General features: G+C 71.6%; 21 protein-coding genes, 2 tRNA genes and 1 pseudogene. 10 read left to right on the top strand and 14 right to left on the bottom strand.

Annotated features, from left to right (window positions below):
* Nucleotides 1-114: 114 nt before the first annotated feature.
* The gene (locus tag ACZ5DS_RS28950; RefSeq protein ID WP_468244094.1) at nt 115-909 is read right to left on the bottom strand and encodes an RDD family protein; all 795 of its coding nucleotides are present in this window, start codon (nt 907-909) and stop codon (nt 115-117) included.
* A 118-nt stretch (nt 910-1,027) separates the two neighbouring features.
* A complete protein-coding gene (locus ACZ5DS_RS28945; RefSeq protein ID WP_468244092.1) occupies nt 1,028-2,842 on the bottom strand; it encodes an RDD family protein in 1,815 nt (604 codons plus the stop codon).
* Nucleotides 2,843-3,076: 234 nt separating this feature from the next.
* Here ACZ5DS_RS28945 and ACZ5DS_RS28940 point away from each other — a divergent pair, with 234 nt between their 5' ends.
* Nucleotides 3,077-3,490, top strand: a complete 414-nt coding sequence (locus ACZ5DS_RS28940; protein ID WP_468244089.1) for an SsgA family sporulation/cell division regulator — start codon at nt 3,077-3,079, stop codon at nt 3,488-3,490.
* Between the two features lie 23 nt (nt 3,491-3,513).
* Here ACZ5DS_RS28940 and ACZ5DS_RS28935 read toward each other — a convergent pair whose 3' ends face one another.
* Complete coding sequence (locus ACZ5DS_RS28935) at nt 3,514-4,929, bottom strand: FAD-binding oxidoreductase (protein ID WP_468244609.1); 1,416 nt, start codon at nt 4,927-4,929, stop codon at nt 3,514-3,516.
* Between the two features lie 92 nt (nt 4,930-5,021).
* Between ACZ5DS_RS28935 and ACZ5DS_RS28930 the strand changes: the two genes are divergently transcribed.
* Nucleotides 5,022-6,497: a tetratricopeptide repeat protein gene (locus ACZ5DS_RS28930; protein WP_468244087.1), complete on the top strand. Its 1,476-nt coding sequence runs from the start codon at nt 5,022-5,024 to the stop codon at nt 6,495-6,497.
* On the opposite strand, the gene hppD is transcribed toward ACZ5DS_RS28930, so the two are convergent.
* Nucleotides 6,498-7,643 carry a 4-hydroxyphenylpyruvate dioxygenase gene (gene hppD / locus ACZ5DS_RS28925; protein WP_468244084.1) on the bottom strand — a complete coding sequence of 382 codons (1,146 nt, stop codon included), beginning with the start codon at nt 7,641-7,643 and terminating at the stop codon, nt 6,498-6,500. It lies immediately after the preceding gene.
* A 122-nt stretch (nt 7,644-7,765) separates the two neighbouring features.
* Between hppD and ACZ5DS_RS28920 the strand changes: the two genes are divergently transcribed.
* Nucleotides 7,766-8,311 (top strand): Lrp/AsnC family transcriptional regulator, encoded by a 546-nt coding sequence (locus ACZ5DS_RS28920; protein WP_468244082.1) that lies wholly within the window; start codon nt 7,766-7,768, stop codon nt 8,309-8,311.
* On the opposite strand, the gene ACZ5DS_RS28915 is transcribed toward ACZ5DS_RS28920, so the two are convergent.
* Genes ACZ5DS_RS28915 through ACZ5DS_RS28905 form a run of 3 tightly spaced genes read right to left on the bottom strand, consistent with a single transcriptional unit; the run spans nt 8,247 to nt 10,949 of the window.
* Nucleotides 8,247-9,038: a S16 family serine protease gene (locus ACZ5DS_RS28915; protein WP_468244080.1), complete on the bottom strand. Its 792-nt coding sequence runs from the start codon at nt 9,036-9,038 to the stop codon at nt 8,247-8,249. The two genes, ACZ5DS_RS28920 and ACZ5DS_RS28915, sit on opposite strands and share 65 nt — an antisense overlap.
* 4 nt (nt 9,039-9,042) lie before the next feature.
* On the bottom strand, nt 9,043-10,188 hold the full coding sequence (gene menC, locus ACZ5DS_RS28910; RefSeq protein WP_468244077.1) for an o-succinylbenzoate synthase: 1,146 nt from the start codon (nt 10,186-10,188) through the stop codon (nt 9,043-9,045).
* A complete protein-coding gene (locus tag ACZ5DS_RS28905) occupies nt 10,185-10,949 on the bottom strand; it encodes a chorismate synthase (RefSeq protein WP_468244074.1) in 765 nt (254 codons plus the stop codon). Before ACZ5DS_RS28905 ends, menC begins: the two co-directional genes overlap by 4 nt.
* Before the next feature lie 145 nt (nt 10,950-11,094).
* Between ACZ5DS_RS28905 and ACZ5DS_RS28900 the strand changes: the two genes are divergently transcribed.
* A complete protein-coding gene (locus tag ACZ5DS_RS28900) occupies nt 11,095-12,756 on the top strand; it encodes a PucR family transcriptional regulator (RefSeq protein ID WP_468244071.1) in 1,662 nt (553 codons plus the stop codon).
* Here ACZ5DS_RS28900 and dapE read toward each other — a convergent pair.
* The 7 genes from dapE to ACZ5DS_RS28865 all read right to left on the bottom strand — a co-directional run bounded on the left by dapE (nt 12,737) and on the right by ACZ5DS_RS28865 (nt 20,290).
* Nucleotides 12,737-13,792 carry a succinyl-diaminopimelate desuccinylase gene (gene dapE / locus ACZ5DS_RS28895; protein WP_468244068.1) on the bottom strand — a complete coding sequence of 352 codons (1,056 nt, stop codon included), beginning with the start codon at nt 13,790-13,792 and terminating at the stop codon, nt 12,737-12,739. The two genes, ACZ5DS_RS28900 and dapE, sit on opposite strands and share 20 nt — an antisense overlap.
* Nucleotides 13,789-15,252, bottom strand: coding sequence for an amino acid permease (locus tag ACZ5DS_RS28890; protein WP_468244065.1), 1,464 nt, complete (start codon nt 15,250-15,252; stop codon nt 13,789-13,791). The genes dapE and ACZ5DS_RS28890 overlap by 4 nt, the downstream gene beginning before the upstream one ends.
* Nucleotides 15,253-15,395: 143 nt before the next feature.
* Entirely contained in the window at nt 15,396-16,037 is a 642-nt protein-coding gene (locus tag ACZ5DS_RS28885) for an IclR family transcriptional regulator (RefSeq protein ID WP_468244063.1), read from the bottom strand.
* A 299-nt stretch (nt 16,038-16,336) separates the two neighbouring features.
* A complete protein-coding gene (locus ACZ5DS_RS28880) occupies nt 16,337-18,136 on the bottom strand; it encodes a DEAD/DEAH box helicase (RefSeq protein WP_468244060.1) in 1,800 nt (599 codons plus the stop codon).
* Nucleotides 18,137-18,261: 125 nt separating this feature from the next.
* On the bottom strand, nt 18,262-18,630 hold the full coding sequence (locus ACZ5DS_RS28875) for a type II toxin-antitoxin system death-on-curing family toxin (protein ID WP_468244057.1): 369 nt from the start codon (nt 18,628-18,630) through the stop codon (nt 18,262-18,264).
* Complete coding sequence (locus ACZ5DS_RS28870; RefSeq protein WP_468244054.1) at nt 18,630-18,827, bottom strand: hypothetical protein; 198 nt, start codon at nt 18,825-18,827, stop codon at nt 18,630-18,632. The genes ACZ5DS_RS28875 and ACZ5DS_RS28870 overlap by 1 nt, the downstream gene beginning before the upstream one ends.
* Nucleotides 18,828-18,859: 32 nt before the next feature.
* The gene (locus ACZ5DS_RS28865; protein ID WP_468244051.1) at nt 18,860-20,290 is read right to left on the bottom strand and encodes an MFS transporter; all 1,431 of its coding nucleotides are present in this window, start codon (nt 20,288-20,290) and stop codon (nt 18,860-18,862) included.
* A gap of 177 nt (nt 20,291-20,467) precedes the next feature.
* Between ACZ5DS_RS28865 and ACZ5DS_RS28860 the strand changes: the two genes are divergently transcribed.
* The 6 genes and pseudogenes from ACZ5DS_RS28860 to ACZ5DS_RS28835 all read left to right on the top strand — a co-directional run.
* A tRNA-OTHER gene (locus ACZ5DS_RS28860) sits at nt 20,468-20,565 on the top strand.
* A 20-nt stretch (nt 20,566-20,585) separates the two neighbouring features.
* Nucleotides 20,586-20,657 (top strand) — tRNA-Cys (locus tag ACZ5DS_RS28855).
* A gap of 432 nt (nt 20,658-21,089) precedes the next feature.
* Nucleotides 21,090-21,443 (top strand): hypothetical protein, encoded by a 354-nt coding sequence (locus ACZ5DS_RS28850; RefSeq protein ID WP_468244048.1) that lies wholly within the window; start codon nt 21,090-21,092, stop codon nt 21,441-21,443.
* 75 nt (nt 21,444-21,518) lie between these two features.
* The gene (locus ACZ5DS_RS28845) at nt 21,519-22,037 is read left to right on the top strand and encodes a hypothetical protein (protein WP_468244045.1); all 519 of its coding nucleotides are present in this window, start codon (nt 21,519-21,521) and stop codon (nt 22,035-22,037) included.
* Nucleotides 22,038-22,690: 653 nt separating this feature from the next.
* The gene (locus ACZ5DS_RS28840) at nt 22,691-23,290 is read left to right on the top strand and encodes a hypothetical protein (protein WP_468244042.1); all 600 of its coding nucleotides are present in this window, start codon (nt 22,691-22,693) and stop codon (nt 23,288-23,290) included.
* 63 nt (nt 23,291-23,353) lie between these two features.
* Nucleotides 23,354-24,055, top strand: a pseudogene (locus tag ACZ5DS_RS28835) (transposase); the annotation flags it as partial.
* Nucleotides 24,056-24,102: the final 47 nt, after the last annotated feature.

Genomic DNA, 24,102 nt, shown 5'->3' with positions numbered 1-24,102 from the left:
AGGAGAAGGTGCCAGAAAACACGAGACAAAGGAAAACAATAAATCGCCCCCTCCTCCCCCCCCCCCCCCCCCCCCCCCCCCCCCCGCTCCCGCTTGTACGGCGCCCCGCACCGCTCAGGCGGTGCTGACCTCCACGGTCTTGGCGGCCTTGTCGTGCAGGCCCTGTTTGTACGGCTTGTCGAAGAAGCTCCAACCACCGCAGATCGCGGTCCAGATGCAGGCGCAGCAGAAGGCGAACGGCAGCCACAGCACCAGGGCGCGGATCAGCGAGGTCTGCATCGAGGGTGTGGCGCCGTCGTTCAGGTTGGCCACCCGCATCTTGAGCCACTTCTTGCCCAGGGTCTGCCCCGTCTTGGCGATCAGGATCGTGTCGTAGGCGACGTAGAGGACGGCGGCGGCGAACGACTGCCACAGGGACCGGCTGACCTCGATCCGGTCCCCGTTCACCTGGTACTCGTGAACGCCGAGGGGCCAGGTGACCAGCCAGACGACGATGCCCACGAGGATCATGTCGATGATGCGCGCGAGGGTCCGTTTGCCGCTGTCGGCGAGCGGGGGCATGCCGGCGAGGGGGTCGGCGGGGTAGCCCGGGCCGCCGGGGCCGCCGTAGGGGCCGCCGCCACCGTAGGGCCCACCGCCGCCGTAGGGCGGAGGCTGCTCACCCCCGTAGGGCGGAGGCTGTTGGCCGCCCCAGGGCGGGGGTGGCTGGCCTCCCGGCGGGGGCGGCTCCTGGCCGCCGGGCGGCGGTGGTTGCCCGCCCGGCGGGGGCTGCCCTCCCTGCGGGGGCTGCCGGCCGCCGGGCGGGGTGTCGTACGGCGAGCCCGACCCCTGGTCCGACGGGGGCCGCTTCCTGAACGGGTCGTCCTCGGGGGGCTGCTCTCCGGAGCCGGAGGGCGGTTCGCTGCTCATGGCCCGAGTGGACCGCGAACGCCCCGGCTCCGCATCCGGCGAGCCGCCGTACGGGTACGAGGTCCGGGCCGTACGGGGTACGAGCTACGGGCGCACGGGGTACGTGGCCCGCTTTCCGTCAGCCCGCTACGAAGGTGTGGGCCGCCTTGTCGTGCCAGCACTGGTGCCAGGGCCGGTCGAACAGACACCACAGGACGCCGACGATCCCGATGCCGAGCAGCCCGGGGACGCTGTAGACCAGCCAGCGGCGCAGGGCCGCGCCGAACGTCGGGGGCTCGTGCGCCTCGATGTCCCGGACGTCCAGACCGCACAGCTTCTTGCCGAGGGTGCGGCCCCACTTGGCGGTGGGCAGCACCTCGTACAGGACGCCGACGAGGAGGAGGACGGCAAGGACGATGCCGAGGGAGGTGCCGGTCGTGCCGTCGAGCAGCCAGACGGTGACGGTGCGGCCGGAGAGCTTGGCCTCGTCGATCTTCTGCTGGACGTGGTCGACCGCCTGGGTGCCGAGCGGGACCGCCGCGGCGGCGGTGACGGCACCGACGACCAGACTGTCGATCAGCCGGGCGGCGAACCGCTTGCCGAGGCCGGCCGGGCGGGCCGCGGCCTGCCGACGGGCCGCCGCCTGGAACGGGTCCTCCACCGGCGGCTTCCAGGGCGCCACGGGCTGCTCGTCCGCGCCTCCGGCCAGCCGGTGCACCTGCTGCGCCCAGGAGGCCTGACCGCCACCGGGCCCCGAGGTCAGCGGAGTGGCCGCGGGCCCGCCCTGCTGGGGCACCGAGGGGGCTACGGCGGCGGGGGCCGCGGCAGCCTGGGGAGCCTGGGCGGCCGCGGAAGCCTGAGGGGTCTGGGCGGCCGCGGAAGCCTGAGGGGTCTGGGCGGCCGCGGCCCGGGCGGCGGCGGCCTTCCCGGCGCCGAAACCGCTGCCCGCGGCGGGCGACCCGGGCTGCGCGGAGGGCGATCCGAGAGCCCCCTGCGCGCCGAACCCACCCGCGGCCGCCGAGCCGGTTCCCTGAGCACCGGGCCCTGCCGCACCGGGACCACCGGCCGCTGCACCCGGGGCGCCCTGCGCGCCGAAGCCCGCGCCCGCGCCTGGACCTCCTGCGCCCGGGCCGCCGAAGCCGCCCGCAGCCGCCGAGCCGGACCCCTGAGCACCGGGACCCGCCGCAGCGGGGCCACCCGCCCCATGGCCGAAGCCCGCCGCACCCGGACCCGCCGAGCCGGACCCCTGAGCGCCAGGCACCGCGCCGGGACCACCAGGCGCTCCACCCGCGCCGGAGCCCTGCGCGCCGAAGCCCGCGCCCGCGGCAGCCCCGCCTGCCCCCGGACCGTAGGCACCCGCAGCGGAGTTGGGCGCCTGCGCACCGGAGCCGCCCGCTCCCGGGCCGGAGGTCCGTGGGCCGAAGGCCGGGCCGGAGTCTGCCGAGCGCGGGTCGGTGGTGTGCGCCCCGAAGCCGGGCGTGCCGGGGGCCGAGGGCCCGCCGGAGGTCCCGGGGTGCTGACCCGGCGTCGGCCGGAACGTCATCGTGCCGTCGTCCGTGACCGCCGCGGGGCCCGGGACCGGGCGGCGGAAGATGAACGTGCCGGGGTCGGGGGCATCGTCCTCGGCCGGCGGGATCGACGCCGTACCGGTGGCGTGGCCGGACGACTCCCCGGGGCGCCTCGGGTCGTCGGCGCCCCAGGCCTGCTGCTGCCCGGAGGGCCCGGGCTGCGGGTCCTCGTCGAAGAAGTACGGGCCCGTCTCCTCGACGGACGGGGCCGCCGGGCGGGCGCCGGGCGGCGGAGTGAGCGACTCGCCGTCCTTCGGCGCCGGCCGGCTGGTGCCCGGCACCCAGGAGGCGCCGTTCCAGTACCGGACGTAGCCGGGGATGGACGGGTCCGGGTAGTAGCCCTCGCGGGGCCTGTCGTCACCGGGTGCCGGGGTTGGGGCGCTCATGTCCGTCGTCCCGTATCTGCTCGGGGGTGGAATGGGGTCCCCCACATCTATCAGACCGGGGGACGCCGCACCGCCAGTCCGGCCGGACCCACCCCTTTCCGGGCAACGCCGTACACAGGTCGCGCACGCGCGCCCGAAAAATTTCCCGGAACCCGCGTAATGGCCGCGCCCCCGCCCCCTCTCCCCCGGTACGGGCCCGATCCGAGCGGCCCCGGCAGAGAGGAGACACAGGTCATGCGTCACACCGTGGTGGAGCGGGAGCTGGAGTTGAGGCTGATCCTGTCGCCCGAGCGGAGCATCCCGGTCCCGGCCCGGCTCAGCTACCGCTCCGACGATCCCTACGCGATCCACATCTCCTTCCACATCAACTCCGAGCACCCCGTCAACTGGACGTTCGCCCGGGAACTCCTGGTGGAGGGGGTGTTCCGGCCGTGCGGGCACGGGGATGTGCGGGTGTGGCCGACCAAGGTCGACGGGCGCAGTGTCGTGCTGATGGCGCTGAGTTCGCCGGACGGGGACGCTCTGCTGGAGGCACCGTCCGCCCAGGTGTCCGCCTGGCTGGAGCGGACGCTGCGGGTGGTGCCCCCGGGGACTGAGGGCGGGCAGCTGGGCATCGACGACGCACTCGACCAGCTGCTCGCCCAGTGAGGGCAGGGTCGGAGAAGGCAGGGTCAGAAGAGTTTGCCGGGGTTGAGGATGCCGAGCGGGTCGAAGACCTGCTTCACCGCCCGCTGCATCTCCACGCCGACCGGGCCGATCTCCCGTGCCAGCCACTCCTTCTTCAGGACGCCCACCCCGTGTTCGCCGGTGATGGTGCCGCCGAGTTCCAGCCCGAGGGCCATGATCTCGTCGAAGGACTCGCGGGCCCGCCGGGACTCGTCGGGGTCCTGGGCGTCGAAGCAGACGGTGGGGTGCGTGTTGCCGTCGCCGGCGTGGGCGCAGACCCCGATGGTGAGCTCGTACTTGGCGGCGATCTGCTCGACGCCCTCGAGCATCGCGCCGAGCTTCGAGCGGGGCACGCACACGTCGTCGATCATCGTCGTGCCCTTGACCGCCTCCAGCGCGGTCAGCGAGAGCCGCCGGGCCTGCAGGAGGAGGTCGGACTCGGCGGCGTCCTCGGCCGGGACGACCTGGGTGGCGCCGGCGGCCTCGCACAGGGCACCGACGGCGGCGAGGTCGGCGGTGGGGTCGGGGGTGTCGAAGGCGGCCAGCAGCAGCGCCTCGGTGGTCTCCGGGAGACCCATGTGGGCGAGGTCGTTGACCGCCTTGACGGTCGTACGGTCCATCAGTTCGAGGAGGGACGGGACGTGACCGCCCTCCATGATCCGGCACACGGCGTCGCAGGCGGCGGCCGCGGAGCCGAACTCGGCGGCCAGGACGAGCTGCTGGGGCGGCTTGGGCCGCAGGGCCAGGACCGCACGGACGACGATGCCGAGCGAGCCCTCGGAGCCGACGAAGAGGCGGGTCAGGTCGTAGCCGGCCACCCCTTTCGCGGTACGGCGCCCTGTGGACATCAGGCGGCCGTCGGCGAGGACGACCTCCAGACCGAGGACGTACTCGGCGGTCACGCCGTACTTCACACAGCACAGGCCGCCCGACCCCGTGCCGATGTTGCCGCCGATGGTGCACATCTCCCAGCTGGAGGGGTCCGGCGGGTAGTACAGGCCGTGTTCCTCGACCGCGCGGGAGAGCGTCGCGTTGATCACGCCCGGTTCGACGACGGCGATCCGGTCGACGGGGCTGATCTCCAGGATGCGGTCCATCTTGGTGAGGGACAGCACGATGCAGCCGTCGGTGGCGTTGGCGCCGCCGGACAGGCCGCTGCGGGCGCCCTGCGGGACGACCGGGACACGCAGTTCGGTGGCGGTCCGCATGACGTGCTGGACCTGCTCGACCGTGCGCGGCAGCACCACCACGGCCGGGGCGCCGGCCGGGCAGAAGCTCGCCATGTCGTTGGCGTAGGACGCGGTGACGTCGGGGGCGGTGAGGACGGCCCCGGGCGGCAGGCCGGCCAGGAGCCGGTCGGTGAGACTGCCGGTCTCTGCGATGTCTTCATCGCGACGCGCTTCGATACGGCTCATGATCACAGCGTCGCACTCGGGGCCATCGGTGTGAACCCCGTCCGTGCCGTCCTTGGGCCACCCGGGCGTTCCCGTCACGCTGACGCACAGTGAGCGGCATGGAGATCCGACAGTACGGCCGGTCCGTCCCCGGTACGTCTCCGACGGCCGAGCCGCGTCCGCCGCGCAGGCAGCGGCGGTGGCTGCGGCGGGTGCTGCTCACGGCGGTGGCGGGCGGGGCCGCGGCGGGCGCGGTCCTGATGCTGCTGCCGTCCGAGCCGCACCGCCCGCCCGTGGCGCCGGCGGCGGGCCCGCAGGCCCAGGCCCAGGCGCAGGCGCTGGCCGCGGTCACCTCCGGGGTGCCGGCCTCGCTGCCCGCGCTGGCGGCGCTCATCGGGCAGCAGGAGAGCAGGGTGCGGGCGCAGCCGCGGGACGCGCGGGCGTGGGCCGTGCTGGGGGCCGCGTACCTGGAGCAGGGGCGGCGCAGTGCCGACGCGGCGAACTATCCGAAGGCGGAGCGGGCGCTGCGGACCTCGATGGAGGTGAAGGGCGGGGACAACGCGGCGGCGATGGGCGGGCTGGCCGCGCTGGCGAACGCGCGCCGGGACTTCTCCTTGGCGAAGCGGTACGGCGAGCAGGCGCTGAAGCTGGCGCCGAAGCGGTGGACGGCGTATCCGCCGCTGATCGACGCCTACACCGGGCTCGGCGACTACAAGGCGGCCCGGAGCACGCTGGACAAGCTGATGGGGCTGCGTACCGGCGCGGCCGAGCGGCCCGCGGTGATGGCGCGGGCCTCGGCGGTCTACCGGGACCGGGGCTGGCGCGAGGACGCCGCAGCCCAGCTGACGGACGCGGCGGCGGCCGCCCGCACCCCCGCCGAGCAGGCCGCCTATCTGACCGGGGTCGGGCAGCTGGCCTGGGAGCGGGGTGACCGGGAGGACGCGCTGCGGCACTTCGAGGAGGCCGTGCGTCTCGATCCGGACCAGCGGGCGGCGCGCGCCGGGCAGGGGCGGGCGCTGGCCTCGCTGGGCCGCACCGCGGAGGCGCTCGCCGCGTACCGGGCGGCCGTCGCCAGGCAGCCGGATCCCCAGGACACGCTGGAGCTGGGCGAGTTGTACGAGTCGCTGGGGCAGTACCCGGCGGCTCGGGAGCAGTACGAGCTGCTGCGGGAGCGGGTACGGCAGGCGGTGGCGGGCGGGGTCGACGAGGAGCTGCTGATCGGGCAGTTCGAGGCGGACCACGGGGACGCCGACGACGCGGTGGTGCGGCTGGAGGAGGAGTGGTCGCGCCAGCCCGGGATCGAGGTGGCCGACGCGCTCGGCTGGGCGCTGCACCGGGCGGGCGACGACGAGGAGGCGCTGGAGTACGCCACGACCGCGACGAACAAGGCGGAGGGCGGCGGGGTGCGCAGTGCGCTGTACATCTTCCACCGGGGCATGATCGAGCGCGAGCTGGAGCTGGACGGGCCGGCCCGGCGGCATCTGCAGGAGGCGCTGCGGATCAACCCGTACTTCTCGCCGCTCAGGGTTCCCGCGGCACGGGAGGCGTTGCAGGAGCTCGGGGACGTACCGGACGAGCCCCTGCCCGCCTCCTGACTACAGGTTGCCGCGCTTGGCCTGCTCGCGTTCGATGGCCTCGAACAGGGCCTTGAAGTTGCCCTTGCCGAAGCCCATCGAGCCGTGCCGTTCGATGAGTTCGAAGAAGACGGTCGGGCGGTCCTGGACCGGCTTGGTGAAGATCTGCAGGAGGTAGCCGTCCTCGTCGCGGTCGGCGAGGATCTTCAGTTCCCGCAGGGTCTCGACCGGGACCCGGGTGTCCCCGACCCACTCGCCGAGGGTGTCGTAGTAGGAGTCCGGGGTGTCGAGGAACTGGACGCCGGCCGCGCGCATGGTGCGGACGGTCTGCACGATGTCGTTGGTGTTCAGCGCGATGTGCTGGACACCTGCGCCGCCGTAGAACTCCAGGTACTCGTCGATCTGGGACTTCTTCTTGGCGATCGCGGGCTCGTTGATCGGGAACTTGACCTTGAGGGTGCCGTCCGCGACGACCTTCGACATCAGCGCGCTGTACTCGGTGGCGATGTCGTCGCCCACGAACTCCTTCATGTTCGTGAAGCCCATGACCTTGTTGTAGAACGCCACCCACTCGTTCATGCGGCCGAGTTCGACGTTGCCGACGCAGTGGTCGATGGCCTGGAAGGTGCGCTGCGCGGGCGGCTCGACGAACGGGGCCGCAGCGACGAAGCCGGGCAGGTACGGGCCGTCGTAGCCCGTGCGCTCGACGAGGGTGTGGCGGGTCTCGCCGTAGGTGGCGATCGCGGCGAGGACGACGGTGCCGTACTCGTCCTTGAGTTCGTACGGCTCGGCGACGGAGCGGGCGCCGTGCTCGATCGCGTAGTCGTAGGCGCGGCGGGCGTCCGGGACCTCGATGGCCAGGTCGATGACGCCGTCGCCGTGCTCGGCCACATGCCGGCCGAGGAAGCGGCCCCAGTCGGTGCTCGCCTTGATGACCGAGGTGAAGACGAAGCGGGCGGAGCCGTTCTCCAGTACGTAGCTGGCGGTCTCGCGGCTGCCGTTCTCCGGTCCGGAGTAGGCGACCAGCCGCATGCCGAAGGCGGTGGAGTAGTAGTGCGCCGCCTGCTTGGCGTTGCCCACGGCGAAGACGACCGCGTCCATTCCCTTGACCGGGAAGGGGTCGGCCTGCCGGGCGGTGTCGGGAGTGTGGTGTGTGGTCTGCGTCATATGCGAAGCGTGGCTCCGCTCGGCAAGCTGCGCAATAGTTCGCTTATTCACAGGGCAATCTGCCCAGTGGTACGACGGTAACGGCGGACTTTCTGTACAGGATGACCACCCCGGGAGGGGCTGTGGCGATCGATCATCTGGACGGGCGGATCATCGTGCTGCTGGCGCGGGAGCCGCGCATCGGCGTGCTGGAGATGTCCCGGCGGCTGGGGGTCGCCCGGGGGACCGTGCAGGCGCGCCTGGACCGGCTTCAGTCGAACGGAGTGATCCGCGGATTCGGTCCGCAGGTGGACCCGGCGGCCCTCGGCTACCCGGTCACCGCGTTCGCCACGCTCCAGATCAGGCAGGGCCAGGGCCCCGATGTCCGGGCGCACTTGGCGACCGTGCCGGAGGTGCTGGAGCTGCTGACCACCACCGGCAGCGGGGACATGCTGTGCCGGCTGGTGGCCCGCTCGAACGCCGATCTCCAGCGGGTGATCGACCGGGTCGTCGGTTTCGACGGCATCGTCCGGGCCTCCACGGCGATCGTCATGGAGAACCCCGTTCCGCTGCGGATCATCCCGCTGGTGGAGCAGGCCGCCGAGGTCGCCGCCTGCCGCTCGCCTAACAGCTCGGGACCGAGTCCTTCCCCTTCTCCAGGGCCACCAGGGAGTCGACCGCGCCCTTGAGCGTGGTCACCGGGACGAGCCGCAGCCCCTTCGGCAGCTCCGCCTCGGCCTCGCTGCACTCGGCCTTCGGCACCAGGAAGACGGTGGCCCCGTCCCGCTTCGCGGCCTGCGTCTTCAGGGCCACCCCGCCCACCGCGCCGACCTTCCCGGCGGCGTCGATGGTTCCCGTACCGGCGATGGTCCGGCCGCCCGTGAGGTCGCCGCCGCCGCCGTCGCCCTTCAGCTTGTCGATGATCCCCAGGGTGAACAGCAGCCCCGCGCTGGGCCCGCCCACATCGGCGAGCTTCAGCTTGACCTTCACCTTGTCGGCGCTCAGGTCCAGGTACTTCAGCGCCGCCTGGGTCGCCGCGTCCTGGGACTCCTGCATCTGCTGCACGTTGTGCCGCTCGATCTCCTTGACGGTGTTGCCGCTCGGGTAGACCGAGTCGTGGGGCATGACGGCCCGGTCCGTGCGGAACCAGTTGCCGAGCACGTCCGCGAGGGACACCCGGACGTCCGGGCCGGTCGCCACGATGGTCGTCATCCGCAGCTGCCCGCTGGTCTTCCGGACGGGCGCACCGGAGACGGTGATCACCTGGGTGCCCTGGTTCGCGCCGAGCACGTTCACCGTCGTGCCGGGCTGCGCCACCGAGAACGGCAGCGGCGCGAACACCGCCGTGGCGAGCAGGGCCACGACGGGCAGGGCGCAGACGGCGACGGCCTGGGGGCGCGTGAGACGTGAGAGCACGGGATCAATCTACGTGACGGCCGCCATTGCCCCCTGGCCGCTGTGCGACGTACAGGTCCTGCCGCTCCCGGGTGAACCGCCGCAGCGCGTCCGGAAGGGGCTCGATGCCGATCCCCGGTGTCGTCGGGACCGGGAGGTGGCCGTCCTCCAGGACGAACGGCTCGGTGATGTCCTCCGCGAAGTACCGGGAGGAGGCCGAGGTGTCGCCCGGCAGGGTGAAGCCGGGGAGGGCGGCCAGGGCCAGGTTGGGGGCGCGGCCGATGCCCGTCTCCAGCATCCCGCCGCACCACACCGGGACGCCGTGCGCGTGGGCCACGTCGTGGACGCGGCGGGCCTCCAGGTAGCCGCCGACCCGGGCGGGCTTGACGTTCACCACCCGGCAGGCGTCCATGGCGATCGCGGACGCGGTGTCGCGGGCGTGGTGCAGGGACTCGTCCAGGCAGACCGGGGTCGCCAGCCGCTTCTGGAGCTGTGCGTGGGCGTGGAGGTTGTTCTCCTCCAGCGGCTCCTCGATCAGCAGCAGCCCGAACTCGTCAAGGCGCCGCAGGTGCTCAACGTCCCCCAGGGTGTAGGCGGTGTTGGCGTCGACCTGGAGGGGCAGCTCGGCGCCGAAGCGCTCACGGACCGCCCGGACCGGCTCGACGTCCCAGCCGGGCTCGATCTTCAGCTTGACGCGGACGTACCCCTCGGCGAGATAGCGCTCGACGTCGTCCAGCAGTTCGGGCACGGAGTTCTTGATGCCGACGGAGACCCCGGCGGGCACCCGGTCCCGTACGGCGCCGAGGTAGGTCGCCAGCGGCATGCCGTAGGACCGCAGCTCGGCGTCCAGGACCGCCGTCTCCAGGGCAGCCTTCGCCAGCTCGTGCCCCTTGATCTTCGCCAGCGCGGGGGCCAGCGCGGCCACGGTGAGGTGCGGGAGGGCGGCCACCCGGGGCAGCAGGAAGTCGCGCAGCACGATCTCCGCGCCGGCCACGAACTCCGAGCAGTACAGGGGCTCGGGGTCGGCGGCGAACTCCGACCAGCCCTCGGCCGCGTCCGTGACGACGTGCAGGAGGAAGGTGTCCTTCGTCGTCATCGTGCCGAAGGAGGTCCGGAAGGGCGTGACCAGCGGGATGGCCACGTGCACGATCTCGACGCGCTCCAGCTTCATGCGGTCTCCTCCGTCCCGCTCGTCCGGGTAAGCGTGTACCAGCCGTCGCGGGACATGTCCGTCGCGCGGAAGCCCTCGGCGAAGGCCTCCGTGAAGACCTCGCGCACGGCGTGCCGCCAGCGCAGGGCGAGCGCGGGGTCGGCGGCGCGGAGCTTGACTATGTCGTCGGGGACCCGGCACCAGATCCGCAGGTCGTCGCGGCGGGCGAGCGGATCGCCGTCGGGGGCGGTGCGCGTGACCGGTCCCATGGCCTGGTCCGCGGTGTCGTACGACGGTGCCGACGCGGTCAGGTCCCAGGTCACCGTCAGCCGGTCGCTCTCGTCGCCGTCGTTCACGCCGTCCGTCATGCGGCCGTAGAAGTCGACCAGGTACTCCGTGCCGACGGCGCCCAGCTTGACCAGGTTGAAGCGGGCGTTGCGGCCGACCAGCGGGTCGAAGGTCCAGCGCATGGTGCGGGCGCCGAGCCCGACGGCCCAGTCGCGCTGCGCCTGCTTCACGGCGTACCCGAGGCCCCGGTCGGCGGCCGCCACCAGCGAGTACGTGCTGCGCTCCGCTCCGAGCACGGCCACGGACGCCCCGGCCGGCCGCTGCCCGTCGTACACGGCGTGCACGGCGCCGCCGGCGTGCACCAGGCTGTGCAGCACCTCGGCCGGGTAGGGCGGGGCGGTACGCGGTGTGTGCCAGACGTCGCTGAAGTAGTCGGCCACGGCCGAGATCCCGGCCACGTCGTGGACGGATCGGACGGTGACTCCTGCTGTCACGTCCCCTGCTGTCACGTCCCCTGCTGTCACTCCTGCTGTCATGAGGACGAGTCTCGGAGGCCGGGCGGGCCCGCGTGTTGTGCGAGCGGCCAAGGGATGCGTACGTTCGTTTCACCATCAGCCAAGCCCACCCGCAAGGATCCCCATGGAAGCGTGCACTCTCGGCGACCTCCTGGACGTCGTCGGCGGCACCGGCCTGCGCCTGCACACCGCCCCCGCCGGGCAGGGCGTGCCGGTCACCGAGGCGGTGCTCTACGACGGCCGGGTGCCGCTCCCCCGGCTGCCCGGCGCGCTGCTGCTGGCCGTCGGGGTGCCGGCGGCCCAGGCGGGACCGCTGGTGCGGGCGGCCGCGGAGGCCGGGCTGACCGGGGTCGTGGTGCGGGGCCCGGACGGACCGGCCGGCGAGGCGGAGGCACACGGTGTGGCACTGCTGTCGGTGGCCGAGGACGCGGCCTGGCACCAGGTGCACCTGCTGCTCGCCTCGGCCATCGGCGCCCGGCCGGCCGCCGCCACCGACACCGGCCTCGGTGACCTGTTCGCGCTGGCCGACGCGATCGCGGCAGCGGCCGGCGGGGCCACCGCCATCGAGGACCCGCGGCAGCGGATCCTCGCCTACTCCACCGTCCCCGGGCAGCCGGTGGACGAGGACCGGCGGCAGGGCATCCTCGGCCTGCAGGTGCCGGCCAGCGCGGAGAACACCGAGCAGTACCGGCGGCTGTTCGCGGCGGACCGTCCGGTGCGCCTGCCCGCGCTCACCGGCTCGGACCTGCCCCGCCTCGCGATGCCGGTGCGGGCCGGCGGGGAGACGCTCGGCTCCGTCTGGGTGATCGACGGCGGCTCGCTCGCCCCCGACGCCGAGGACACCCTCACCCAGGGTGCCTCCACGGCCGCCCTGCTCCTGCTGCGGGCCCGCGCGGCCCGCGAACTGGCCCGGCACCGGGGCACCGACCTGCTGCGCCGTCTGCTGGACGGCTCGGCGGACGCGGCGGCCGCCGAGCGGCTCGGAATCGCGGGCCCGGCCCGGGTGGCCGCCTTCGTCCTGGACTCCGCCGCGAGCGTCCCGGACGCCGAACGCACCGCACTGCGCCTGCTGGACGTCGTACGCCTGCAGTGCGAGGCGCGCTACGGGCGGCACGCGTGCGTGCTGGTGGACGGGGTGGTGTACGCCGTGCTCCCGGCGCCCGGCGCCCGTGAGCCGCAGGGGCGCGCCGGTGTCGAGGGGGCGGGCGCGCGGAGGCCCGAAGGGCTGAGCACGGTCGGCCCCTCGACACCGGCTGGAGCGCCCCGGAGGCGAACAAATGGACACAGCCACAGAAAGCTCGCCGAGGACATCGTCGGGCAGGCCGGGCAGGCGCTGCGGGTGCCGGTGCGGGCGGCGCTGGGCGAGGTGGTGCCGGACGCGGACGGCCTCGCCGGCTCCCGGGCGGACGCGGACCTGGTGCTGCGGGTGCTGGACGCAGGCCTGCCGGTCGCCACGGTGGACGAGGTCCGCCCGCGCGTGACACTCCTGCGGCTGGCCGAAGTGATGGGCGAGCGGCGGGAGTTGAGCGCGGGCGCCTGGCACCGGGTGCTGGCCTACGACGCCGAGAACGGCACGGAGTACGCCCGCACGCTCATCTGCTGGTTCGACGCGGGCTGCGACATGGCGGGCGCGGCGAAGCTGCTCGCCGTGCACCCCAACACCTGCCGCTACCGCCTCAAGCAGCTCCAGCAGCACGCCGGGGTCGACCTGGACGACCCCGACGAGCGGCTGGTGCTGTGGCTTCAGTTGCGGACGCTGGCCGGGCTCAGCTCAGCCACCGCCTGAGCCTCTCCTCGCACTGCTCCAGGTGCGCGACGGGCACGTACTCCCCCGCCGTGTGGGCCAGCGACGGGTCGCCGGGGCCGTAGTTGAGCGCGGGGATGCCGAGCGCGGCGAACCGGGCCACGTCCGTCCAGCCGAGCTTGGGCCGGGGCTCGGCGCCGAGCGCGGCGACGAGCCCGCGGACCCGGTCCAGATGGGGCAGGGCGCCCGTGACGACCTCGGTGACACGGACTTCGTACTCCGGGAAGAGCCCGCGCACGTACGCCTCCGCCTCCTCGGCCGAACGACTGGGCGCAAAGCGGCAGTTGACGGTGACGACGCACTCGTCCGGTACGACGTTCCCGGCGACCCCGGCGCGCACCGCGACGGCGTTCAGCCCCTCCCGGTACTCCAGCCCGTCCACGACGACCCGTTCGGGGGCGTGGTCGTCCAGCCGCTGGAGCACCCGGGCGGCCTTGTGCGCGGCGTTGACGCCCTGCCAGGCGCGGGCGGTGTGGGCGCGGGCGCCCTTGACGACGATGTCGGCGGTGAGGATGCCCTGGCAGCCGGCCTCGACACCGGCGTCGGAGGGCTCCATGAGGATCGCCAGAGCGGCCTCTTCGAGCAGCCCGGGCCGGGCGGCGGCGATCCGCGCCAGCCCGTTGCGATCACCCTCGACCTCCTCGCACTCGTAGAAGACGTAGGTGAGATCGCGGACGGGCGCGGTGACGGTGGCGGCGAGCCGCAGCGCCACCGCGACCCCGCCCTTCATGTCACAGGCACCGAGCCCGTGGACGCGGCCGTCCGCGAGCCGGGAGGGGAGGTTCCCGGCAGCCGGAACCGTGTCCACGTGGCCTGCCAGCAGGGCGCGTTCGGGTCGGCCGAGGGTGGTACGGGCGACGACGGAGTGGCCCACGCGCTCGACGGTCAGGTGGGGCAGGGCACGCAGGGCCGCCTCCACGGCATCCGCGATCCCCTCCTCCTCCCCGCTCTCGGAGGGCAGGTCGACGAGGGCGCGGGTGAGGGTGGTGACGTCGGCGGCGAGGTCGAGGGCGGTCATGCGAGCTCCTCGTGCGGTGCGTCGAGCTTGTTCAGCTTGGAGTGCCGGATGCCGTAGAAGCCGTAGATCACGAGCCCGGCCGCCATCCACACCCCGAACGCGATCCAGGTGTCGGCGCCGAGACTGCCCAGCATGTAGACGCAGAAGCCGACGCCGAGCAGGGGCGTGACGGGCGAGAGGGGAACCCGGAAGGAGCGCGGGGTGCCGGGGCTGCGCCGGCGCAGGATGACGACGGCCAGGTTGACCAGCATGAACGCGAAGAGGGTGCCGATGCTGGTGGCGTCGGCGAGGCTGCCGAGCGGGACGAGGGCGGCGAGTACGGCGATGAAGCCGGAGACGATGACGGTGTTGGCACGCGGCACCCCGGTACGCGGGTGAACACGGGCGAACAGCGGGGGCACCAGCCCGTCCCGGGCCATGGCGAACAGGATGCGGATCTGCCCGTACTGCACGGTGAGCACGACGCTGGTGGTGGCGACGACGGCACCGATGGACAGCAGGATCGGCCACAGGCTCCCGCCCCCGACGGACCGCACCAGCACCTCGCTCAGGGTCGCCTCGGTCCCCGCGAACTGCTTCCACGGCATCGCGCCGAGCGCGGCGACGGCGACGAGGACGTACAGGGCGGTGACCAGCACCAGGGAGAGGATGATGGCGCGCGGCAGATCCCGCTGCGGGTTCCTGGCCTCCTCGCCGGCGGTGGAGGCGGCGTCGAAGCCGATGTAGGAGAAGAAGAGGGAGGCGGCTCCGGCGCTCATGCCGGCGGCGCCGAGCGGGAACAGGGGGTGGAAGTTCCCGGCGCGGAAGGCGGTGAAGGCGACGGCGCAGAACATCACGAGCGCGGCGATCTTGACGCCGACCATGATCGTGTTGGCGACGGCGCTCTCCTTGGCCCCGCGCAGCAGCACGACCATGGCGAGGACGACGATGAGAGCGGCCGGGATGTTGAGCGTCCCGCCGGCGCCCGGCGGCGCGCTGAACGACTCGGGCAGGGTGATGCCGAAGGTCAGGTCGAGCAATTCGTTGACGTACTGCCCCCACCCCACGGCGACGGCGGCCACGGACACCCCGTACTCCAGGATCAGACACCACCCGCACACCCAGGCGACCAGCTCGCCGAGGGTGGCGTAGGCATAGCTGTACGACGATCCCGAGCCCGGGATCATGCCGGCCAGCTCGGCATACGAGAGCGCCGAGAACAGGGCCGTGACCCCGGCGAGCACGAAGGAGACGACGACCGCGGGCCCGGCCTCCGGGACGGCCTGCCCCAGCACGACGAAGATGCCGGTACCGAGCGTCGCCCCCACGCTGAGCAACGTCAGCTGGGCGACTCCCATGGTCCGCTTGAGCGGACTGGAGGCGGCCTCACCTACGAGCGCACCTACGGCTTGCCGCCGGGTGAGCCTGCTCGACCGACCCGTCTCTTCTCCGGCCTGTGGCCGGCTCCGGACTCTCTCCACCGTCCCGCTCCCTCCGCATTGGGGCTTGTATGGCCCTTGATGATGCGGAGGGGCGGCCAGCCGGGGGGTGAGGGGATCGGCCAAACGTTAGGGTTTCTGATTAGCAAGACGGCCAAACCGGGTGACCTTGGCAGCAGACGGGCTCAACGCAACGCTTCGGCGACTTCCCGAGCCGCATCCACCACCCGCGGCCCCACCCTCTCCGGCACGGCATCCGCAAGCATCACGACCCCCACGCTGCCCTCGACCCCCGTCACCCCGACGAGCGGCGCCGCGGCCCCGCTGGCCCCCGCCTCCAGTTCCCCGTGCGTCAGGGTGTACCCGGGGTCGGCGGACGGCGACTGCCGCGCAGCGAGAATCGCCTTGCCCGCGGCCCCCCGGTCGAGCGGATGCCGGAAGCCGGCCCGGTAGGCCACGTGATAGTCCGTCCAGGTCGGCTCGACCACGGCGACGGCGAGCGCCTCCGTCCCGTCGACCAGCGTCAGATGTGCCGTCGCCCCGATGTCCTCGGCGAGCGAGCGCAGCGCGGGCAGCGCGGCCTCCCGTACCAGCGGATGCACCTGGCGGCCAAGGCGCAGCACCCCGAGCCCGACCCTGGCTCGCCCGCCCAGATCACGGCGTACGAGCGCGTGCTGCTCCAGCGTGGCGAGCAACCGGTACACCACGGTCCGGTTGACGCCCAGTTTGTTGGAAAGCTCGGTGACGGTCAGCCCGTGGTCCGTGTCGGCCAGCAGCTTGAGGACACGCAGTCCCCGGTCGAGCGTCTGGGAGGTCTCCGCGGTCACGACGCCCACTCCTTTGGTGTGAGGTCGGCAACCCCTGGGCGACGACTGCGTCACCGTGTCCCGACGGCGACGCGCCTCAGAGGCGGCCGATCGGCAGGACGGCCCGTCGGCTCCGGGCCATGTCGCTTCACGGCTGCGCTCCGCGGCGGCGCTGCCACGGGGCGTGTGCGTAGCGGGACAGTAGCGAAGCCGGTTCGCTGAGCGGAAGCCTCCGTCCAGAATCCGGGCAAGGGCAGAACCGGACTGCGAGCATTCGTCCTGATACGCACACGGACTGATACACACACGGACGCCGGTGGTCACCTCATTCGGGTGGCCCACTCCTGCACCTTGGCGATCCGCTGCCGCAGCTGCCCCGCCGTGGCCTCCGCACTCGGCGGCCCACCGCACACCCGCCGCAGCTCCGTGTGGATCACCCCGTGCGGCTTGCCGCTCTGGTGAACGTAGGCACTCACCATGGTGTTGAGCTGCTTGCGCAGCTCCATCATCTCCTTGTGGCTGACCACCGGCCGCCGCTCGGCGGGCAGTTCGAGCAGGTCGGCCTCGGAGTCCGGCTTCTTGCGGCTGTGCGCGATCTGCCGGGCCTGCCGCTTCTGCAGCAGCAGCTGCACCTGATCGGGTTCGAGAAGGCCCGGAATCCCGAGGTAGTCCTGCTCCTCCTCACTCCCCGGGTGGGCCTGCATGCCGAACTCGGCGCCGTCGTAGAGGACCCGGTCGAAGACGGCGTCGGACTCCAGCGCCTCGAAGGGCAGCATGTCCTGCTCGCCGGTGTCCTCGTCCTGCTCCCGGTTCGCCTCCTCCATCTCCTTCTCGGACTCGGCGTACGGGTCCTCCTCGCCCTCCTTCTTCGGCTTGTCGAGGGCGTGGTCCCGCTCCTTCTCCATCTCGTTGGCGAAGGTCAGCAGGTCGGGGACGGTCGGCAGGAACACGGACGCGGTCTCGCCGCGCCGCCGGGACCGTACGAAACGCCCGACGGCCTGCGCGAAGAAGAGCGGAGTCGAGATGGTGGTGGCGTACACACCCACGGCGAGCCGAGGCACGTCGACACCTTCGGACACCATGCGCACAGCGACCATCCAGCGGTCGTTGTTGTCGCTGAACTCGTCGATCTTCTTCGAGGCACCGGCATCGTCGGACAGCACGAGGGTCGCCTTCGTACCCGTGATCTCACGGATCAGCTTGGCGTAGGAGCGGGCGGAGTCCTGGTCGGAGGCGATGACCAGCGCACCCGCGTCCGGGATGGCCTTGCGGACCTCGGTCAGCCGCTGGTCGGCGGCGCGCAGCACGCTGGGCATCCAGTCGCCGCGCGGGTCGAGGGCGGTGCGCCAGGCCTGGCTGATGGCGTCCTTGGTCATGGGCTCGCCGAGCCGCGCGGCGATCTCGTCCCCTGCCTTGGTCCGCCAGCGCATGTTGCCGCTGTAGGAGAGGAAGATGACAGGGCGGACGACATGGTCGGCAAGGGCGTTGCCGTACCCGTACGTGTAGTCGGCGGCGGACCGCCGGATCCCGTCCGTCCCCTCCTCGTACGTCACGAACGGGATGGGGTTGGTGTCGGACCGGAACGGCGTACCGGTCAGCGCGAGCCGCCGGGTCGCGGGCTCGAACGCCTCCAGGCACGCCTCGCCCCAGGACTTGGAGTCACCGGCGTGGTGGATCTCGTCGAGGATCACGAGGGTCTTGCGCTGCTCGACGCGATTGCGGTGCAGCATCGGCCGCACACCGACACCGGCATACGTGACCGCGACCCCGTCGTACTCCCGGCCGAGCGGCCCGGCGCTGTACTCGGGATCGAGCTTGATCCCGATCCGGGCCGCCGCCTCCGCCCACTGCTTCTTCAGGTGCTCGGTCGGCGCGACCACGGTCACCTGCTGCACGACGTGGTGGTGCAGCAGCCAGGAGGCGAGGGTCAGCGCGAAGGTCGTCTTGCCGGCGCCTGGCGTGGCGACGGCGAGGAAGTCACGTGGCTGCTCCTGGATGTACTTCTCCATCGCCCCCTGCTGCCAGGCACGCAGCTTGCTGGCGGTACCCCAGGGCGCGCGGCCCGGGAAGGCGGGCGAGAGGTGGTGGGAGTGCGTCGAGGAAGCGGCGGTGGTAGTCACGGTCTCCGTGGTCAGGGGGTAGGGCGGCTCGGCTACGTATGACAACCGGGCCACCCTACCGGCGCCCCACACCCGTCAACGCCCGGACGAGGCCGGGTCCCCCGCGGGTGGGACCGAGGTCACAGTCAGCGCGCGAAGCGCGGCAACTGCGCTGCGATCTTGGGGACGTCCAGGGCACCTTGGCAGACGTCCAACACGAAGCGCTCGGCCTCGTCGACGTCGAAATCGACGTCCAGCGGATACCCGTTCATGTGCAGGAAGACCCAGGTCGCGTACCAGGCGATGCGCTTATTCCCGTCAACTAGGGCGTGATTGCGGGCGAGAGACTCCATCAGCGCTGCGGCCTTGTGCCACACGTCCGGGTAGGCGTCCTGTCCGAACACGCTCGACTGGGGTCGTGCCAGCGCCGAGTCCAGGAGCCCGTAGTCACGCACTTCGTCCGCCCCGAGTCGCTGCGCGAGGTTCAGCAACTCAGGGAGCGTGAGGTAGTGCATCAGGCGAGCCTCCGGTTCAGCTCGGCGCTGGCCTTCAGCACATGCTCGGCCGCCTCGTTGAACAGTCGTGAGTGTTCGTTTATGGCCGCCATCACGGCGTCGTGGGCGAAGGCCTGCATGCTGCGCCCTTCTGCCGCCGCACGCTCCCGAAGTGCGTCGAGCTCTTCATCCGTAAAACGCAGGTTCAGTCCAGCCATGCATCAACGGTACTGCCTGGTACCACTCGGTGTCATCGTGAATCCCGCAGCCGCGTCGTCACCCACGCCCCCACCAGCGCCACCCCCGCCATCGGCAGGAACACGGCGGCGAAGGCGGCGGGGCGGGTGGTGCCGGCTGTCGTGGCCGTGGCGCTGCCGCCGCCCAGGGCGGCGAAGGCGGCGCCGGTCGCGGCGAGCAGGACCACGTTGGAGAGGGCGTCGGAGATCTGCAGGGCGGCGGAGTTGGCGCCGGCCTCCTCGGGGGCGGACAGCTTGAGCAGGAGCACGCTGGCGGAGGCGATCACCAGCCCCATGCCGAAGCAGCCGAAGCCCCAGGCGACGGCAACGATCCAGACGGGCACGGCCTGCACAAGCACACTCGGCGCGGTGATGATCGCGGCGGCGACCAGCACCATCCCGACCGTCATCAGCCGCTCCCGGTACGGCTCCACGCGCGGCCGGGACTGCACCCACGAGCCCAGCGCCCACGTCCCCCCGCCCGCGGCCAGCGAGAACCCGGCCAGCGTCGGCGACAGCCCCCGCTGGGTGACCAGCATCAGCGGGACGAAGGACTCGGCGGCGATGAAGGACCCGGCGGCCACCCCGCGCAGCAGCACGACGGAGGGCAGCCCGCGGGCGGCGCGATAGGTGCCGCGCGGCAGCAGCCCGAGGACGGCGGGCACGAGCAGGGCGGCTCCGGCGAGGCCGGGGAGCAGCGAGAGCCACCGCAGGTCCTGGGCGGCGTACTGGAGGAGTCCCGCGCCGAACGAGATGGCGAGGGCGAGCCGGATACGGCGCCGGTCGAAGGACTCGGCCCCCTCGGTGCCCTCCACGGGCCCTGCCGCCCTCCGCCGTATCTGCGGCAGCGCGAGCGCAAGCGGGAACACCACGAGGACCGGGATGCCCAGGAAGACCCACCGCCAGCCGAGGTGCTCCGTCACGGCGCCCGACGCCAGCGGCCCGACGATGGACGGTACGACCCACCCGGCGGCGAAGGCTGCCATGATCGCGGGCCGCAGCCGCTCGGGGTAGGCGCGGCCGACGACGACGTACAGCGCGACGATGACCAGCCCGCCGCCGAAGCCCTGTACCGCCCGGCCGAGGATGAACACCCACATGCTCTGGGCGGTACCGGCGACGACGAGCCCCGCGGCAAAAGCACCGATGCCCGTGGTCAGGCCCCCGAGCGGTCCCTTGCGGTCCGACCACTGCCCTGCGAGCACCATGCCGAACAGGCTGGTCGTGAAGTACCCCGAGAAGGCGAACGCGTACAGCGCCACGCCGTCCAGCTCCCGCGCCGCGACGGGCATCGCGGTCCCGACGGCGGTCGCCTCGAAGGCGATGAGCAGCACGACGGAGACGATCCCGACACTGAGCGCCCGATAGGCCCGGCTGAGCACACCGCCCTCTCTGTCGGCGGCATCATCCACAACAGCGGTATCAGGAGATTCGAGGGCGGTCATGCTCGCCAGCGTAAGGCCCGCAACCGGGTTTGGCTCCTGTCGATAGTCCCGCCCATCCTGCGACCTTGGTCGTACGCCCCCCCCGTTTCATGAACGCGGTGTGGCAGTCCCATTGCAGCGCCGGGGTTTCCCTTGAGCCGGTTCTCCCCCGCCCCCTAACGTCATTCCCACGAACACGGCCGTGTGCCCGAGTGGTTGAGGGGCTCGCCTGCGCTGCATCCATCAGCGAGCTCCGCTCGCGGGGAGTCACGTGGGTTCCATCCCCACCACGGCTGTGAAGAATCAGTTTGATCCCGGCCGTGTGCCCGAGTGGTTGAGGGGCTCGCCTGCAAAGCGAGTTACGTGGGTTCGAATCCCGCCACGGCCTCTACTGCCTTGACCAGGCAAAACGAAAGGGCGGCACCCTCGGGGGTGCCGCCCTTTTGGTCGCCCGTCTCAGTTTCCGTCTCGGTCGGCAGGCGAACGCCAACGCCCTTCCCGTCGGCGGCACACGATGCCCCTGGCAACCCGAAGGCCGTGGGCAGTTGTCCTAGCGCTGGACGCCGCCAGACCGTCACACGGTCTGCACGACGCCCAGGTCGGGGGCCTCCTGCACCCCGCTCCCGCCCGTCATCGAGGCCCAGCAGAAATTGCCCGCGAACAAGTGTGCCAATCAGATGGCTTCTCCTCCGATCGGCCGACGTCGCGCCTGACCAGCACTGAACGACGGGCGGCCGGACTACGGAGGGGAAACAACTTGAAGAGGACAACTGTCCGTCGTTTCACACGGGCGGGCGCCACAGCCCTGCTCGCTGCCACGGTGATGGCCGGCACCGTTGCCGGCGCATCGGCAGCCGACGATTCACCGACCACACCCGCGAAATCGGCACCGCACATCGTCAGCGCAGCCCAGTACACCGAGGAAGGCGGCGCGGACCCGCAGTCCATGGCGCCTGTCGGCGAGGTGTCACCGGCCCAGGGCGCCAGCGTCCAGGACCTCACCAACCTGTTGACCAAGACGACCGGGCTCGACCTCTTGCAGGCGCCCGCAGTCGCGGACTACGAGAAGGTCGGCCAGTCGCTCACGTTCAGTCTCGGGGACGAGAACGTCGCGCGTCCGCTCAACATCACTCGCCTGACCGTCCACGGAGACGTGCCATCGTCGGTGCTCTGATCAGATGGCGACACGACACAGACGACCACGCTGCCCAGCGGCAGTCAGCTGTTCACCGCTGTGGGCAACGACGGCGTGAGGGCCAGCACCCTGTCCCAGGACGGCCAGCTCACCCAGTGGGAAGCCCCGGCCATCTCGGCACAGCACACCTACAGCACCGAGGACTTGGTGCGCTGGGCCACCACGGTTGACGAGCAGAATATTCCGGCCTCGCACTCCCCGACTCCGGGTGTCACCCGGGCAGCCAAGCCTCACTGCCAGCTGATCCACAGCAACGCACCCTATCTGCATGGGGGTTACACGCACATCCAGGCTGACGAGCAGATGCTGTGCAACCAGCGAGGCAAAGCCAACTTCGAAGCGTCGCTGCGCCAGTACCAGGGGCTCAGCATCTGGAAGACCAAGGACGTCCGGGGATACACGAACACGCAGGGCCAGACCTTCTCGCTCCTCCTGCACTACGACTGCTCACGGCTCACCACCAGTGGGTGGATCTACCGCGAGGACATCGGTAACGCGACCCTGCGCAACGGCAACGGCTACTGGGGGGACCACAACGTCTGGTCCAAAACGGCCACGATCCACTGCGCATAGAACACCCTCCCCCCTCCCAGCGGCTATCGTGGGTGCGCGGGGATACAGGCCTGGCGCACTCCGATGAATGGGGAAACGGGTGCAGAACGAGCAACACCGCCCTGATTCAGCGGACCTCGTCGTGGCCGGATGCGGATGGCTGCTCATCGTGGCCGTGATCTCCTTGCCCGGCCTCCTGTTGAAGGACGGACCGCTGACCGCATACATGGCCACTCTAGGCGGGCTTATCGGCTTCCTCTGGGTGCGCAAGAGGCCGCACCGCTGACAGGCCTTGTTCTCTGACCGGAATCACGCCCAGCAAGCCGGAACCACCGGCTTGCTGGGCGACAAGGCGTACGACTCCCGGGCTGTCCGTCGTGAACTGGCAAACGCCGGATCGTGCCGGTGATCTCCCGCAAGGGCGCCCCGAACATCCAGGGCCTGGGCAAGCTCCGCTACGTCGTCGAGCAGACCTTCGCCAGGACCCACTCATGAACGTGTTGCGAGCTCTACGGGTGCGGGGCAAACGGCCAGCCAAAGTTCGAATAACTCACGCAGGAAAGGAGCAGCGGGAAACCACTGTGGTACCGGACCGGCGTACCTCTCCTAAACCGGCAAGCGCCCGAGGGGCGGGTCATGAGAGGGTACCGCTCGATCTGGGACAGGGGGGAAGTGTGGGGCTGATCTACGGCTACGACATCTATCTGCGACCTCGGAATGTCGCCAGGGCGTTGGCCAATCTGGCCGAGCTGGCGCCACCGGCACGTGCCGTGCCGCCGATTGAGATCACCCTGCCCGGCGGTGACCGGCTCGTCCTCCCGTTCACGTCCCGTTTCAAGAGCGAGCCGGTCGACTGTTCCACGAGCAGCACGCTCGAGCTCGACATGTCCCTCATGTTCAACGTCGATGATGCACTGCGCGAGTACGCGCAGACGCACGGCCCTGAACCCGAGGCGGGCGGGCGCATCCAGATCGGGTACATCTACGCGACGATCCGGTTCGAGTCCCTCTTGCACCCTGGCTACACGTCGGTGGAGTGCTGGGCAGCGACGTCGGGGATGAGCCGCTTGTTCGCGCGGTCGGCCAACATCAGGAAGGTGTTCACCGACCTCACCGCCGACAGCGGTGGAGTGTGCTGTCTGTTCGACACTGGCGACGGCGCCCCGGAGCAGGTGTGCTGGCTCAACGGTGAACCCATCCAGGAGATTGTCTCCGGTCCCCGCTTTCCAGATCGGCGAGCACTTGTGGCGACTTGGTCCGACCCCGAGAGGTGAGCTTCGGTGCTCCGCCTCTGAGGCCACAAGATTGTGTTAGGGCGTCCGCCAGTAGGTGCTGGTAGCGCCGACGATCACTGCTCGGCCACCACCTTGCGCCGACGCCGTGACGAGTGGATCGCCGCCGGCATGATGGAGAACCTGCAGCTGCTCGCACTCGCCGCATACGACCGTATGATCGGCCTCGAACTCGACCGCCTGAGTGCCGACGGCTGCATCACCAAAGCGCCATCCGGAGGTGAATGCGCCGGCAAGAGCCCGGTCGACCGCGCCAAACTCGGGCTGAAACGCTCGCAGTTGACCGACCGCACCGGCATACCCCTGGTCACCGAGCCGGCGCCCGCCAACACCCGCGACCACACCCTGCTACCCGCCACCCTCGACCGCCTCACCGCCCTCGAACAGGCCCTCGGGCCGTTCCCGGATCATCCGCGCCTCGCCCTGGACGCCGGCTACGACTACCAGATCGTCCACGACGACCTGGCCTGCCCGAGGATCGACGCCCGCATCGCCCCGCGCGGCGCGAAGACCCCGATCCAGACCGGCGGCCGGTGGGTCGTCGAGCGCACGAACTCCTGGATGAACAACTTCGGCAAGCTCCGGCGCTGCACCGAACGCCGGAGAACGGCCGTCGAGTTCTTCCTGGCCCTGGCCGCCACCATCATCACGGTCCGCTGCCTGATCCGACACGCCTGGACCCTCTACCGCTGGAACACCCGGCCCTCGAACCCCACGCATCCGATGATCTGCTGGCGGACGCCCTAAATACCTGCCGGAGGCCGGGTAGTTGCTCGTCGACGTGGCCCTCCCCC

The sequence above is a fragment of the Streptomyces sp. NPDC031100 genome (genome assembly GCF_055570785.1).
This window is presented reverse-complemented; position numbering and strand designations above follow the sequence as displayed.